Annotated in this window: 13 protein-coding genes; 4 read left to right on the top strand and 9 right to left on the bottom strand. The window is 59.8% G+C overall.

Features of this window, described 5'->3' with window-relative positions:
- Window positions 1-109 precede the first annotated feature (109 nt).
- Window positions 110-889, top strand: coding sequence for a TSUP family transporter (locus tag V8J63_RS10575; RefSeq protein ID WP_016774706.1), 780 nt, complete (start codon window positions 110-112; stop codon window positions 887-889).
- Here V8J63_RS10575 and nudC read toward each other — a convergent pair.
- The 4 genes from nudC to V8J63_RS10595 form a co-directional block, all read right to left on the bottom strand.
- Window positions 857-1,687, bottom strand: a complete 831-nt coding sequence (gene nudC, locus V8J63_RS10580) for an NAD(+) diphosphatase (protein ID WP_336464006.1) — start codon at window positions 1,685-1,687, stop codon at window positions 857-859. The genes V8J63_RS10575 and nudC overlap by 33 nt on opposite strands.
- A gap of 7 nt (window positions 1,688-1,694) precedes the next feature.
- Window positions 1,695-2,507: a crotonase/enoyl-CoA hydratase family protein gene (locus tag V8J63_RS10585; RefSeq protein WP_336464007.1), complete on the bottom strand. Its 813-nt coding sequence runs from the start codon at window positions 2,505-2,507 to the stop codon at window positions 1,695-1,697.
- Window positions 2,508-2,693: 186 nt separating this feature from the next.
- A complete protein-coding gene (locus V8J63_RS10590; protein ID WP_336464008.1) occupies window positions 2,694-3,839 on the bottom strand; it encodes a PQQ-dependent sugar dehydrogenase in 1,146 nt (381 codons plus the stop codon).
- Between the two features lie 52 nt (window positions 3,840-3,891).
- Window positions 3,892-4,212: a hypothetical protein gene (locus V8J63_RS10595; protein ID WP_016774702.1), complete on the bottom strand. Its 321-nt coding sequence runs from the start codon at window positions 4,210-4,212 to the stop codon at window positions 3,892-3,894.
- 189 nt (window positions 4,213-4,401) lie between these two features.
- Here V8J63_RS10595 and ku point away from each other — a divergent pair, with 189 nt between their 5' ends.
- Complete coding sequence (ku, locus tag V8J63_RS10600; RefSeq protein ID WP_125926843.1) at window positions 4,402-5,268, top strand: non-homologous end joining protein Ku; 867 nt, start codon at window positions 4,402-4,404, stop codon at window positions 5,266-5,268.
- 132 nt (window positions 5,269-5,400) lie between these two features.
- Here the strand turns inward: ku and lpxO are convergent, their stop codons facing one another.
- Complete coding sequence (gene lpxO / locus V8J63_RS10605) at window positions 5,401-6,300, bottom strand: lipid A hydroxylase LpxO (RefSeq protein WP_125926844.1); 900 nt, start codon at window positions 6,298-6,300, stop codon at window positions 5,401-5,403.
- Between the two features lie 309 nt (window positions 6,301-6,609).
- On the opposite strand from lpxO, the gene V8J63_RS10610 reads away from it, so the two are divergent.
- Window positions 6,610-7,044, top strand: a complete 435-nt coding sequence (locus tag V8J63_RS10610) for a hypothetical protein (RefSeq protein WP_024012933.1) — start codon at window positions 6,610-6,612, stop codon at window positions 7,042-7,044.
- Window positions 7,045-7,077: 33 nt separating this feature from the next.
- On the opposite strand, the gene V8J63_RS10615 is transcribed toward V8J63_RS10610, so the two are convergent.
- The 4 genes from V8J63_RS10615 to V8J63_RS10630 form a co-directional block, all read right to left on the bottom strand.
- Window positions 7,078-8,022 carry a methyltransferase gene (locus V8J63_RS10615; RefSeq protein WP_125926845.1) on the bottom strand — a complete coding sequence of 315 codons (945 nt, stop codon included), beginning with the start codon at window positions 8,020-8,022 and terminating at the stop codon, window positions 7,078-7,080.
- 14 nt (window positions 8,023-8,036) lie between these two features.
- Complete coding sequence (locus tag V8J63_RS10620) at window positions 8,037-9,404, bottom strand: iron-containing redox enzyme family protein (RefSeq protein WP_336464009.1); 1,368 nt, start codon at window positions 9,402-9,404, stop codon at window positions 8,037-8,039.
- 110 nt (window positions 9,405-9,514) lie between these two features.
- Complete coding sequence (locus tag V8J63_RS10625) at window positions 9,515-10,444, bottom strand: ZIP family metal transporter (RefSeq protein WP_130927242.1); 930 nt, start codon at window positions 10,442-10,444, stop codon at window positions 9,515-9,517.
- A gap of 15 nt (window positions 10,445-10,459) precedes the next feature.
- On the bottom strand, window positions 10,460-11,686 hold the full coding sequence (locus V8J63_RS10630) for a zinc-dependent alcohol dehydrogenase (RefSeq protein ID WP_336464010.1): 1,227 nt from the start codon (window positions 11,684-11,686) through the stop codon (window positions 10,460-10,462).
- A 374-nt stretch (window positions 11,687-12,060) separates the two neighbouring features.
- On the opposite strand from V8J63_RS10630, the gene V8J63_RS10635 reads away from it, so the two are divergent.
- On the top strand, window positions 12,061-13,647 hold the full coding sequence (locus V8J63_RS10635; protein ID WP_016774693.1) for an ABC-F family ATPase: 1,587 nt from the start codon (window positions 12,061-12,063) through the stop codon (window positions 13,645-13,647).
- The last annotated feature ends 104 nt before the right edge of the window (window positions 13,648-13,751 follow it).

Below are 13,751 nucleotides of genomic sequence, written 5' to 3' on the forward strand. Positions count from 1 at the left end.
AATGACGCGATCCGGGTAAAGCGATAGCTCGCCGCAACACCTGGAAATGAGTAACATAACCGCCCTCCCCGCAGCCCACGTTCTGCGCCTAGCCGAATAAGCCGACTCCATGCCTTTCGAACTCAGCGTTGACCTCACCACCCTGGCCATTCTGGCTGCTGTTGCTTTCCTTGCCGGTTTCATCGATGCCATCGCTGGCGGTGGCGGTCTGTTGACCACGCCAGCGCTACTGACGGCGGGCCTGCCGCCGCATCTGGTGCTGGGCACCAACAAGCTGAGCTCGACCTTCGGTTCGGCGACCGCCAGCTTCACCTTCTACAAGCGCAAACTGTTCCACCCACGTCAGTGGACCCACGCCATTGTCGGCACCTTGGTCGGCGCGCTGACTGGCGCGGTGGTTGCGCATTACCTGCCGGCCGAGTGGCTGAACAAGATGCTGCCAGTGATCGTTTTCGCCTGTGGCCTGTATTTGCTGTTTGGCGGCACGCCGAAAGCGCCGCTGGACAGCGACGCGCCGATCAAAAAGAAATGGCAATCGACCCAAGGCTTCAGCCTCGGCTTCTACGATGGCGTGGCCGGCCCCGGCACGGGCGCGTTCTGGACAGTCAGCAGTCTGCTGCTGTACCCGATCGATCTGGTCAAGGCCAGCGGCGTGGCGCGAAGCATGAACTTTGTCAGCAACATCGCGGCGCTGTCGGTGTTCATCTTCTCCGGACAAGTCGACTGGATCATTGGCTTGTGCATGGGGCTGTCGGTGATGGTCGGGGCTTTCTTTGGCGCGCGCACCGCGATCAGCGGCGGCGCCAAATTCATTCGTCCAGTGTTCATCACCGTCGTGCTCGGGCTGACTGTGCGCTTAGCCTGGCAACACTGGTTCAGCGTGGCCTAAGCGCCGCGCCACATAGACGTCGATCAGATAACGGGCAATCGAACGCGATGCCGGCAACGGCGGCAGGTCATGCACGTTGAACCACTGGGCGTCTTCGATCTCGTCTTCCTGACAGACAATTTCGCCACCGGCATATTCGGCATGGAAGCCGAGCATCATCGAATGCGGGAACGGCCAGCACTGACTGCCGATGTACTGGATGTTCTTCACTTCAATCTGCACTTCCTCGCGGACTTCGCGAATCAGGCAATCCTCGGCCGATTCCCCCGGCTCGGCGAAGCCGGCCAGCGTGCTGTAAACCCCGGTGACGAAACGCGGCGAGCGTGCCAGAAGGATTTCGTCGCCACGGGTGATCAGCACGATCATGCTCGGTGAAATGCGCGGATAACTGCGCAGCTCGCACGGCTGGCAATACATCGCTCGTTCGCGCGGTACTTGTGTCATCGGCTGGCCACAGTTGCCGCAGAAGCGATGCTCTCGTGCCCAAGTGCCGATCTGTGCGGCATAACCGAGCACTTTGTACAGCGTGTGATCGCCTTCGAGCATGAACGCCCGCAAGCCTTTCCAGCCGCAACCGGGCACTTCGCTGACACTGCGCAACTCGAGCAGATAGACCGGTTCGCCATCCAGATGACCAATCCCATGCTCGGCGAGGACTGAAAGGTCCTGGCGCTTGAGCCATTCGCGCGGGAACAGTGCGCCATTGTCATCGAACAGAAAGCCTTCCGGGCTGCGCGCTACGGCCCAGCCGCCGGGTTGATCGGTGTCGAGTACTGCAGTGGTCCAGCGAGGGGTCATGGTTAACTCAATCCAGAAATTCGGGTTTCTGTTTGCTCATGTGGGCGGCCATGGCCACGCGCAGATCGGTGGATTGCAGCATGGCGGCGTTCCAGGTGGCAACGTATTCGAGACCATCGTCGATGCGATGGTCGCGCATGTAGCTGATCATTTCCTTGGTGCCGGTCACGGCAATCGGCGACTTCGCCGCGATGTCGCGGGCAATGCCGAACACGCCTTCGAGCAGCGTGTCCTTGTCGCTGTAGACGCGATTGACCAGGCCCATGCTGCGCGCTTCCTCGGCGCCAAAGGTGCGACCGGTGTAAGCCAGTTCACGCAGCATGCCGTCTCCGATGATTCGCGGCAACCGTTGCAGCGTACCGACGTCAGCGGCCATGCCGATGTCAATTTCCTTGATGGAAAATTGCGCGTCCTCGGCGGCATAACGCATGTCACAAGCCGAGATCAGATCGATCGCCCCGCCCAGGCAATAGCCCTGAATCGCAGCGAGTACCGGTTTGCGGCAGTTGTCGACGGCGTTAAACGAGGCTTGCAGATTAAGGATCTTGCGCCGCAACAGGCGCGCATTGCGGCCCACGTCCTTGCCAAGTTCATTGGCGACGCCGGCAAGCATCATCAGGTCGATGCCGGAGGAAAAATGCTTGCCGTTACCGCTGAGGACTACCACGCGGACTTCGTCGGTGTCGTCGATCCATTGGAATATCTCGACAATCTCGCTCCAGAACGCCGCGTTCATTGCGTTGATCTTTTCCGGGCGATTGATCTGCACATGCGCGATGTTGTCGGCCAGTTCGACGCTGACGGCGGAGTATTGAGTCATGGCAGTGATCCTTTACCGGGCTGGGAAATAAGGCCCGAACTATAACAAGGCAACGGGGCGGCGGTTCGGCCAAATGCGGGACTGACTGGCGCGGCTCATTGGGGAGCAGCCGAAGGCTGCGATCTTTTGGGACGCAGAGCGTCCCGGGCTGCGTTCCCACGCAGAGCGTGGGAACGATCGATTGGCTTATTTCAGCCCCAGCCTGTACAGCGAGCCATTTTCTTCATCCGTCAGCACATACAGATAGCCATCCGGCCCTTGGCGCACATCGCGTATGCGCTTGTTCAACTCACCCAGCAAACGCTCCTCATGGACAACTTTGTCGCCATCGAACTGCAGGCGAATCAGTTCCTGACTCACCAGTGCGCCGATAAACGCGTTGTGCTGCCACGGCGTGAAACGATCCGCGTCGTAGAACGCCATGCCGGTAACCCCGGGGGATTTTTCCCAGACATGGTGCGGCGCCACGGTGCCTTCAGCAGTTTTGCCCCTGGCCTCCGGAATCGGCTGCATCGAGTAATTGATGCCATGGGTCGCCAACGGCCAGCCATAGTTTTTGCCGCGCTCGATGATGTTCACTTCATCGCCGCCACGTGGCCCGTGTTCGTTCTCCCACAGCGTGCCGGTCCACGGATTGAGCGCCGCGCCCTGCGGGTTGCGCAGGCCATAGGACCAGATTTCAGGCCTGACACCGGATTGGCCGACGAAAGGGTTATCGTCCGGCACCTTGCCATCCGGGAAGATGCGTACGACTTTGCCTTGCAACTTGTCGAGGTCCTGCGCCGTCGGCCGATCGTTGTTTTCGCCGAGGGTGATGAACAGATACCCGTCGCGATCGAACACCAGCCGCGAACCGAAGTGGTTGCTCACTGAGAGTTTCGGTTCCTGACGGAAGATCACGTTGAAGTCCTTCAACGTCTTCAGGTCATCGGAAAGCCGTCCGCGCCCTACCGCCGTACCAGCCTTGCCGCCTTCACCGCCGCCTTCTGCGTACGACAGGTAGACCATGCGGTCCTGCTTGAAGTCCGGCGACAGCGCCACATCAAGCAACCCGCCCTGCCCTTTGGCCCAGACCTGCGGCACGCCACTGATCGGCTCCGACAGTTTGCCGTCCTTGCTGACGACGCGCAGATGACCCGGGCGTTCGGTCACCAGCATGCCCTTCTGATCAGGCAGAAACGCCAGCGCCCAAGGATGTTCGAGGCCTTGGGCAATGGTGGTGACTTCAAGAATGCCCTGTTCGCTTTTCAGCTCCTTGGGCGCGGCGGCGAATGCCGGGGCACTGATCAGCGCGGCGGCGCAGCAGGTGGCTAGAAGGGTTTTACGCAACATGCACGATTCCTTTTGTTCGTGTGAAAGGCTGACAGAACATCAGTCCTGCCGTTCAACGGTTGCTGCCGGTGCCCCGTGGGGGCGGGTTGGGAATGAAGGTTGGCGGATTGCTCGGTACCGAGCGAATTGGCTGGCCATTGCCGATGCCGCGATTTTCAACGGTCGGCTGACGTGGCACGGGAACGGTGTTCGGCCCGCGAAGGGGCGGAGCGCTGGGCTGGGTGCCCTGCATGCTGTTGGGATTGGCCCGGCGGATCGGGCTGTTGTAGGGATTGTTGCTGTTGCCGGTAGGGCTTTGCGCCAGCACGACATCGGCATGAACCAGACCGCCACTGAGGGCAAGGACGGCGATGCCAAGCAGAAACCGGTTCATGGGAAATACCTCTCGATGTGCGTGGACTAGAGCCTTGGAGCCCACGCTACGCCGTGGGTTCGGATTTGTTAACCCTCGCGCCTTAAACAACATGTAACACGGCTTGACCGTACCGCTGGACGCCGCGCAATCACTGGAAACTTTCTCACCGCGCCACGGGTCACCTGATCATCACTCGGAGGACAGGTCATGGCTCGGGCAATCTGGAAAGGCGCAATCAGTTTTGGACTGGTACACATCCCCGTGGCGCTGGTTTCAGCGACGTCGTCCCAAGGCGTGGACTTCGATTGGCTCGACAGCCGCAGCATGGACCCGGTGGGCTATAAACGCATCAACAAGGTCACCGGCAAGGAAGTCACCAAAGAGAACATCGTCAAAGGCGTGGCCTACGAAAAGGGCCGATATGTGGTGCTCAGCGAGGAAGAAATCCGCTCGGCGCACCCCGTTTCCACGCAGACCATCGACATTTTCTCGTTCGTCGATGCCGAGCAGATTCCGCTGCAGAACATCGATACGCCCTACTACCTGGCGCCAGACAAGCGCGGCGGCAAGGTCTACGCGTTGCTGCGCGAAACCCTGAGCAAAACCAACAAGGTCGCCCTCGCCCGCGTTGTCCTGCATACCCGTCAATACCTGGCTGCGTTGATGCCGCTGGAGTCGGCGCTGGTTCTGGTGAAACTGCGCTGGCCCCAGGAAGTGCGCAGCCTCGATGAGCTGGCGCTGGGTAGCGAAGTGACCGAGCCACAACTGGCCAAGGGCGAGCTGGACATGGCCAAACGTCTGGTTGAAGACATGACCTCGGAGTGGTCGCCTGAGGACTACAAGGACGAGTTCGAAGACAAGATCATGGCGCTGGTCGAGAAGAAAGCCCACGAAGGTAAGATCGAGGATGTCGAGACCGCCACTGGCGAGGAAGAACGCAAGACTGCCGATGTTATCGACTTGACCGAACTGCTCAAGCGCAGCCTCGGCGGCAAGGCACCGGCCAAGTCCAAGGCCAAATCAACCAGTAAGGCGGCGCCGGCGAAGAAGACTAGGAAGGCGTCTGGGGAGTAAGCGTTGGGCCAGATAGAGGTATGTTGGAAGTGAAACCGCCTTCGCGAGCAGGCTCGCTCCCACAGGGGAACGCATTCCAGATTGTGGGCGCGAGCCTGCTCGCGAAGAGGCCGGTACTGACGCCGCAAGCCTTCAGATCAGAATAAAGATCGCCAGCAGCGCCGCAAAAATCGTCCATTTTTCCAAGTAGTAACGCGTACGGTTGCGCTTCTTCAGCTCTTTGCCGCGCAAACGGATCTTGTAGATCTTGGTAAACAAGCGGTTGATACCACCGGTCTTGTCCCCCGCATCATTCGGCGCGCCTGCCGCTGACATCACCGTGCGGCTGAACCAGCGGTTGAACGCGGCGGCCCAGCGGTACTTCAACGGCCGCTCAATATCACAGAACAAAATGATGCGATTCTGATCCGTAGTGTTTTCGGCGTAATGAATAAACGTCTCGTCGAACATCACCGCTTCGCCATCGCGCCAGTGATAGTTCTCACCGTCGACGTTGATATAGCAGCCAGGATCGTTCGGCGTATCCAGGCCCAGGTGATAACGGTAGGAACCCGCGTACGGATCGCGATGGCGCACCAGCTTCGAACCCGGTGGCAGCTCGGCAAACATCGCCGCCTTGATCGAGCCGATGCTCTGCACCAGTTCGGTGGTGCGCGGGCACAGCTTCATCGCCGATGGATGGCTGTCGCCGTACCACTTGAGGTAGAAGCGCTTCCAGCCAGTCTTGAAGAAAGAGTTGAAGCCGACATCGTCATACTGGTTCGAGCGCTTGATCTCGCCGGCACGCAGCAGATTCTGGCCTTCCTCGCGAATCTCTTCCCAGTGCGCCTGCAACGGGCTCAGATCGGGAAAGTCTGCCGGGTTCAGATACGGCTTGTTCGGCATCCTGGAAAACAGATAGAGGAAGCAGTTGATCGGCGCGAGGAACGTCGAGTGGTCACTCAGTTGCCGCCCCAGTTTGTGGCGCACGCGCCCACGCAAGTGAACGTAAGCAATGGAGATGGCATAAACAGCGGCAATGATGAGTTTCACGGAAAAGGGTCACACGTCAAAAGTGAACAAACTGCGCGCGTGGCGACCTGAGGCCCAGCGTCTTATGCAGCGGTCTTGATGCACAGGGCGCGTCCTTGGCCCGCGCCGTTTCCGGGCGCTCGGTGAAAGGGTGGCATTTTAGCCACAGTTCGTAACCGATAGTGAACCCTCAACTGTGAAAAACTGTCTTGCGCGTTTGCGTGTGAAGCTCCAGCACACTTGAATCCATACAAACGCCCGTTGCTCATTTCGATGGAACCACGCTTGGCACGCGCTCCTCTATCGCTTACCAATAACGGAGGAACCCCCATGATCGCCCCAGAAACCGGTATGAAACCAGGTCAGCGCTATCGAATTGAAAGCGTCGAGCGCGCGCCGCAATTCTCTGGCTTTTTTCTCGATGGAAAGTATTACCTGGGACCTGAGTTGCAGACGGCCATCGGCTGGCTTGAAGGGCAAATATTCTTCTACGACCAGCTCGACCCGACCGGTGAGCCGGTTTATCCGGGCAGAATTGCCGGCACGATAGAAGGGCTGACGCTGGTGATGCCGGACGGCTTACGGCTGGAGATCGAAGAAGCGCCTTATCTGGCGGAACCTGCTGCGCCAGTGCGCGCTTCCGTCGCCGGGCGCATCGAGCGTATCTCGCGGCAGCCGATACGCCCTTCGCCGCTATTGGTAGCCGGGGCTGCGATGTTGGTAGGGGTTTGCCTGTTGACGATCTCGCGCATCAGAAATCGCTGAAGGCCACCGCGCGAGCAGTGGCCCAACTATCGGTCACTGCTCGCGGGTTACCGTCAGTGCGACCACGGCGATTCGCTCGGCGCGCTCGTATTCAGGCTTGAGCAGTTCCTCGCTGAACACATCCGGATCGAGTTCGCGATAAGTCCAGCCGAAACGCTCGCCCTTGAGCAGAGGTGCCACGGCCTCGCGGAACGGGTCCTGCCCGGCGACGATCGCCACGCCGGTGTACACCAGCAACGTGCCGCCGACTTCCAGACGCGGTAACGCCTCACGCACGATCCGCACCGACAAACCCTCACCCAGCGCCCCGCCGCCGTGGCGATAGGCGCGCTGTTGTTCGTCGTTCATGTACGGCGGATTGGCTATGATCAGATCGAACTGCCCTTCGACACTGGCGAGCAGGTCGCTGTGATACACCGACACATTGTTTGCGCCCGCCAGCTCGGCGTTAACCGCACTCATGCGCAGCGCGCGCGGATTGATGTCGACCGCCAGCACGTCGGCATCAGGACGAGCCTTGGCCATGACCACCGCACCGGCGCCACTGCCACAGCCGATGTCCACTGCGCGTCTGATCGGCGAAAAGCGTTGCTGCAATTGCGCTTCGATGGCCTGGGCGAAGCGATAAGTGTCGGGGCCGAAGAACACCGCGTCACTCGCCGTCGTCGGGAACGCCGAGTGGGCGAACAACCGGTCATTCAAGGTCGACCAGCGCACATGGCTGCGCCACACCGCGCCATCGCGTTCGACTACGCCGGCCTGCTCCAGCGTGGCCAGTTCCTCTGCGCGAAATAGCTCTGAAGGAAACGGCATCGACCAACCAAACACATCGCGCAGATCCTTGGCCAAAGGCGTGGCAAAGCGCTGCAGAAATCGTTCGTGAGTCAATGGCGTTGGGGTAATGAAGTGATAACCGCTGTCGAGCAGACGATTGCCCAGCTCGAGCAGCGCTCTGTCCGATGTTTCTTGTGCCGACATGAAGCCTCCTTGTTTCAACGCAAGCGGGCGCGCAGTTGGATGAAGCGACGCGTCGCGAAAAGTCCGGCCGGGCGCCAATGCCGCTGCGGTTGCAGCCACGGCATCAACATCGCCATTTGCTCGGCGGCAGGTTTGTCAGCCAGGGCCGCTTCCAGATTGAGCAGATCGGCGTCATCGTCAAAGTTTTCTTCGACGGCAGCTTCCCGGCGCACATAAGGCCGAGGCCGGGATGCCGGGCAATCCTGAGTGATCCAGTCGCGCAGCAGCTGTTTTTCATAGCCGTTGAACACACCGAACATCGCCGCATCGCTGCCGTCGATCAAACGCCAGAAACGACTTTCTTCCACCGCCTCGCCGCGCTTGATCCAGCTCTTGCGCTCCAGAGCTGCGAGGAATTCGCCCATTTGCCCCGGCGTGGCCAGCCATTGGTTGATGGTGCGGTTTTCGATACGGCAGTAATCGGAATGCATGTGCCGGCCAAAAACAGCTTTGCGCTCAAGCATGGCGATGACTTCATGGTCCAGATCGAACTCTGTGATCACGGCGGTGGTGCCCTTGCCGACATCATTGAGGCGATAACCAACAGCCATGCGCCGGTAGAACTCATCGCGCTCTTCTCCCAACGGCATCAGCTCGAGCATCGATTGCACAGCCTTGCGCGCGTGCCCGGTACTGGCGTTGTCGATGGTCACATGCAGGCGGAAATAGTGCGGATCGATGCCCAGCTCTGCCAATTCATAAGCACTGATCAGCAGATGCAGAGGCAGTTGTTCGTAGCCGAGATTGAAACCGATAACTTCAGGCAAAAACTGCCCGCCGAAACGTCCCAGCGCCAACTGCACCGCGCCTTGCAGAAAATACTCGTCGGCAAGACCGCTCAGATCGGAGCAGTCATGCTCGGCGAGCAGCTTGCGATAGATCACCACATGATTCTGCCGTGGCACGCCCTCGCCCAGCTCTTCCAGATAGGTATCGAGCAAATCGTCGAAACGCGGGTCCTGCCACTGCGGTAACAGCCCGGCCAGCCAGGCGCCATCGACCTCTTTGGTCGGTGCCACATGCAGAATGAAATACAACGCGTGGGATTTGTTGCGGAAATAGCGGCGCGGTGCGCCCTGCTGACGTTGCTCGAGGTAATCGGCGTACTCGGCCGCCACGCTGGCGCAGCGGGTTTCCGACCATTGCAGCAGGTCTTCGGCGCTGGCCGGCAAATCGTCAGACAGCGCAGCCGCCTTGCTCAGTTGCCGGCGCAGAAAGTCCAGTGCCGCACGATCAACCGTGGAGTCTTCCGCTAGCAATCGGTCATAGAGCCGGCGCTCGGTATCCGCCGGCGTGAATGTTTTACCCGAAGACTTCCTGGTCGGGATTTCGATCAGCGACATGACTCATTCCCCTGCGTTATTGGCATTGCCTATAAACGAAAGAGTGATTGGAGCTGAAAAAAATTCCTTTTTTGTGCGGGGCGATGCGCTCAGTGGTGTGCGCCGGTTGGCTAACCCAAAGCCGTGTCGAGAAACATCATCACGCCGAAGCCAAGCATCAGTCCGAGCGTGGCCGGTGTTTCGTGGCCGTTGCGGTGAGTTTCCGGAATCACTTCGTGGGATACCACGAAGATCATCGCACCCGCAGCCAGGCCCATCGCCACCGGGAAGCCCAGCGCGAAGCTGTTGGTGATGCCCAAACCGATGATCGCGCCCAACGGCTCCATCAATCCTGAAGCGGCGGCAATCAATGCCGCACGCACTGCGGAAATGCCGGTCACCCGCAGCGCCAACGCCACAGCCAGTCCTTCTGGAATGTCCTGAATGGCGATCGCAGTGGTCAGCGGCAAGCCGATTTTCATGTCGCCGGTGGCGAAGCTGACGCCGATCGCCATGCCTTCCGGCAGGTTGTGCAGGGTGATCGCCAGCACGAACAGCCAGACCCGATTGAAGCGCTTGGCTTCCGGGCCGCGCCGGCCGCTCTTTTCATGTTCGTGGGGAACGAAGCGGTCGAGGCCGACCATCAACGCCACGCCCAAGGCCATGCCTGCCACAACGACGGCAGCGGCGAGCATGGGACTGCTCACCGCCTCCTTCGCCGCCGCAATGCCCGGCAGGATCAATGAAAAGGAACTGGCTGCCAGCATCATCCCCGCCGCGAAACCGAGCATGGTGTCTTGAGTTCGCGAAGTAATCGCCCGCAACGCCAGGGCCAATAACGCACCGACTGCCGTGGCGGCAAAACCCGACAGCCCACCAAGTGTGGCGAGGCGCAAGGTGTCGCGGCCCGTACTGACCAAACCGGTGTAGCCACTGATCAAGAGCAACACGGTTACACCGACCAGGGTCAGCCAGAAAATGCGCCCTCCCCAGCCCGTACGCGAAAGGCTGACGAGCCATGCGCGCACGGGGGCGGCGAACGAAGATGACGGTAGCGCCATGAAAACTCCTCAATTTCAGGTGGCCGGTGCGAACGGCGTGGTTTCATCCAGCTGCGCCAGCGGAACATCGCTGCCACCCGGGGTCAGAATCACCTTGCGGCATTCTTCCTGCTTCTTATTGAAGATCTTGTAGCCCTCGGCAGCCTGCTCCAGCGACAGCCTGTGAGTGATGATCGCTTCGGGCTGCAACTTGCCGGTTTCGATGTAGCCAAGCAGCTCCGGCAGAAAACGCTGTACGTGAGTCTGGCCCATTTTGAAGGTCAGGCCCTTGTCAAAAGCATCGCCGAACATAAAACCATGGATGAACCCGGCATATACGCCCGGAACGCTGACCACGCCGCCACGGCGGACAGCGGCGATGCACTGGCGCAAGGCCTTGCCGCTGCTGCCTTCAAGCTTGAGTGTAGCCATGACCGTTTCGGTGGTGCTGCCCTTGGCTTCAAGGCCCACGGCATCGACCACGGCATCGACGCCGCGATGGCCGGGAGTCTGGCCGGTAATGGTGTCGGCCGGGTCATCGTCTTGATCGAAGTTGATCGGAATCACGCCGTAGGTGCGCTGGGCATAATCGAGGCGGTACTGGTGATGGTCGACCATGAAGATCAGCTCAGCACCGAGCATTCTCGCGCAGGCTGCGGTGAGCAACCCGACCGGGCCGGCGCCGTAAATGGCCAGACTCGAACCCTGTTTGACGCCGGCGTTGATCACGGCTTGCCAGGCAGTCGGCAGGATGTCAGAGAGAAACAGTACTTTCTCGTCCGACAGCGTGCCCGGCACCTTGAACGGGCCGGTATTGGCTTTCGGCACGCGCACCAGTTCCGCCTGGCCACCGGGAATCCCGCCATACAGACGGCTGTAGCCGAACAGCGCTGCTGGCGGCGGAATCATTTTCTTGTTCAGCGCCGCGCCAGGGCCCTCATTGGTGGTCTCGCAGGCGGCGTAAAGCTCTTGCTGGCAGAAGAAGCAATCGCCGCAGGCGATCACGAACGGAATCACCACACGGTCGCCGCGCTGCACGGCCGTGACGGCCGGGCCGGTTTCTTCGACGACGCCCATGAACTCATGGCCAAAGATATCGCCGTGCTCGACGGTGGGTATTTTGCCGCGGTACAGGTGCAGGTCCGATCCGCAGATGGCGGTGGCGGTGACGCGCAGGATGATGTCGTCGGCGGCTTCAAGTTTCGGGTCCGGTACGGTTTCGACGCGCACGTCATGGGCGCCGTGATAGGTCATTGCTCGCATGGCTTGGTCCTCACTCGTTTGAACAAAATGGCTGCTGCTCCACTTTCCGAAGTGAAAATGGTCGAGTGAGTTCATTCGGGTTTTCGAGATTTTGATCAGCGGATATCGGTCGCTTCTCGGACGAGCCGATGTGTACGCCCGTTTGCCTGCCATATAACTGCCGTCTGAGTTATGCGACAATGCGCGCCAATGTCCAACAAGAACCCCGTACTCGTCGCTCAGCAGCTTGCCTTCAACGGCCCCAGTTGCGGACGGCTTATGCGCGTTGGCTCAACTCAAGCACAGACTGGGGGGAGCTGGAAAAGCTCCAGATTGGTACGCAAGTATGTACCAGGCACCACAGACCAGCTCTAACCCATTGATAGGTAAGGTAATTGATCTCCACAGCTAACATCACGATGCAGTTTGGCGCCAAGCCGCTGTTCGAAAACGTTTCGGTCAAATTCGGCGCAGGCAATCGCTACGGCCTGATCGGTGCCAACGGTTGCGGCAAGTCGACCTTCATGAAAATCCTCGGCGGCGATCTCGATCCGTCCGGTGGCCAGGTCATGCTCGAGCCGAACGTGCGTCTGGGTAAGCTGCGCCAGGATCAGTTCGCCTACGAAGAATTCACCGTGATCGACACCGTGATCATGGGTCACGAAGAGCTGTGGAAGGTCAAGGCCGAGCGCGATCGCATCTATTCGCTGGCGGAAATGTCCGAAGAAGACGGCATGGCCGTTGCCGAGCTGGAAACCGAGTTCGCCGAGATGGACGGCTACACCGCCGAATCCCGCGCCGGCGAACTGTTGCTGGGTCTGGGCATTCCGCTGGAACAGCATTTCGGCCCGATGAGCGAAGTTTCGCCAGGCTGGAAACTGCGCGTATTGCTGGCGCAGGCACTGTTTTCCGATCCGGAAGTGCTGTTGCTCGACGAACCGACCAACCACCTGGACATCAACACCATTCGCTGGCTGGAAAACATCCTCACCCAGCGCAACAGCCTGATGATCATCATCTCCCACGACCGTCACTTCCTGAACAGCGTGTGCACGCACATGGCTGACCTGGATTACGGCGAGCTGCGTCTGTTCCCGGGCAACTACGACGAGTACATGACCGTGGCGACCCAGTCCCGCGAGCAACTGCTGTCGGACAACGCCAAGAAGAAAGCGCAGATCTCCGAGCTGCAATCGTTCGTCAGCCGCTTCTCGGCGAACGCCTCGAAAGCCAAGCAGGCCACCTCCCGCGCCAAGGCGATCGACAAGATCCAGCTGGCCGAGGTCAAGCCTTCCAGCCGCGTCAGCCCGTTCATTCGTTTCGAGCAGAACAAGAAGCTGCACCGTCAGGCGGTCATGGTCGAGAAAATGGCCAAGGGTTTCGATGGCAAGCCACTGTTCAAGGACTTCAGCTTCCAGGTTGAAGCCGGCGAGCGCGTCGCGATCATCGGCCCGAACGGTATCGGCAAGACCACCCTGCTGCGCACCCTGGTCAATGAACTGACCCCGGACGCCGGTAGCGTGAAATGGACCGACGCCGCCGAGCTGGGCTACTACGCTCAGGACCACGCTCACGACTTCGAAGACGACGTCACCCTGTTCGACTGGATGGGTCAGTGGACCCAGGGCGAACAGATGATTCGCGGTACTTTGGGCCGGATGCTGTTCTCCAACGACGAGATCCTCAAGTCGGTCAAGGTCATCTCCGGTGGTGAGCAAGGTCGCATGCTGTTCGGCAAGCTGATCCTGCAAAAGCCGAACGTGCTTATCATGGACGAACCGACCAACCACTTGGACATGGAATCGATCGAGGCGCTGAACCTGGCGCTGGAAAACTACCCGGGCACGCTGATTTTCGTCAGCCACGACCGTGAGTTCGTATCGTCCCTGGCCACCCGCATCATCGAGCTGAGCCCGAACGGCGTGACCGACTTCAGCGGCACTTATGACGACTACCTGCGTAGCCAGGGCGTCGTTTTCTAAGAGCAGCTTTTAGTTTCAAGCTGCAAGCTGCAAGTTAAAAGCCCTGTCCCTGTGACGGGGCTTTTTGCATTCGGCGTTTGGGAACTGTGGGTGCGCAGATATTC

The sequence above is a fragment of the Pseudomonas sp. CCNWLW23 genome, from assembly GCF_037095675.1.
GTDB lineage: Bacteria > Pseudomonadota > Gammaproteobacteria > Pseudomonadales > Pseudomonadaceae > Aquipseudomonas > Aquipseudomonas atacamensis.

What these genes read in the sequence shown, in the direction of transcription:
- V8J63_RS10585 (WP_336464007.1), bottom strand. Translation starts at nt 2,507, where the DNA reads ATGACTCAATACTCCGCCGTCAGCGTCGAACTGGCCGACAACATCGCG.
- V8J63_RS10625 (WP_130927242.1), bottom strand. Translation starts at nt 10,444, where the DNA reads ATGGCGCTACCGTCATCTTCGTTCGCCGCCCCCGTGCGCGCATGGCTC.
- ku (WP_125926843.1), top strand. Translation starts at nt 4,402, where the DNA reads ATGGCTCGGGCAATCTGGAAAGGCGCAATCAGTTTTGGACTGGTACAC.
- V8J63_RS10590 (WP_336464008.1), bottom strand. Translation starts at nt 3,839, where the DNA reads ATGTTGCGTAAAACCCTTCTAGCCACCTGCTGCGCCGCCGCGCTGATC.
- V8J63_RS10615 (WP_125926845.1), bottom strand. Translation starts at nt 8,022, where the DNA reads ATGTCGGCACAAGAAACATCGGACAGAGCGCTGCTCGAGCTGGGCAAT.
- V8J63_RS10610 (WP_024012933.1), top strand. Translation starts at nt 6,610, where the DNA reads ATGATCGCCCCAGAAACCGGTATGAAACCAGGTCAGCGCTATCGAATT.
- V8J63_RS10575 (WP_016774706.1), top strand. Translation starts at nt 110, where the DNA reads ATGCCTTTCGAACTCAGCGTTGACCTCACCACCCTGGCCATTCTGGCT.
- V8J63_RS10620 (WP_336464009.1), bottom strand. Translation starts at nt 9,404, where the DNA reads ATGTCGCTGATCGAAATCCCGACCAGGAAGTCTTCGGGTAAAACATTC.
- V8J63_RS10630 (WP_336464010.1), bottom strand. Translation starts at nt 11,686, where the DNA reads ATGCGAGCAATGACCTATCACGGCGCCCATGACGTGCGCGTCGAAACC.
- V8J63_RS10595 (WP_016774702.1), bottom strand. Translation starts at nt 4,212, where the DNA reads ATGAACCGGTTTCTGCTTGGCATCGCCGTCCTTGCCCTCAGTGGCGGT.
- nudC (WP_336464006.1), bottom strand. Translation starts at nt 1,687, where the DNA reads ATGACCCCTCGCTGGACCACTGCAGTACTCGACACCGATCAACCCGGC.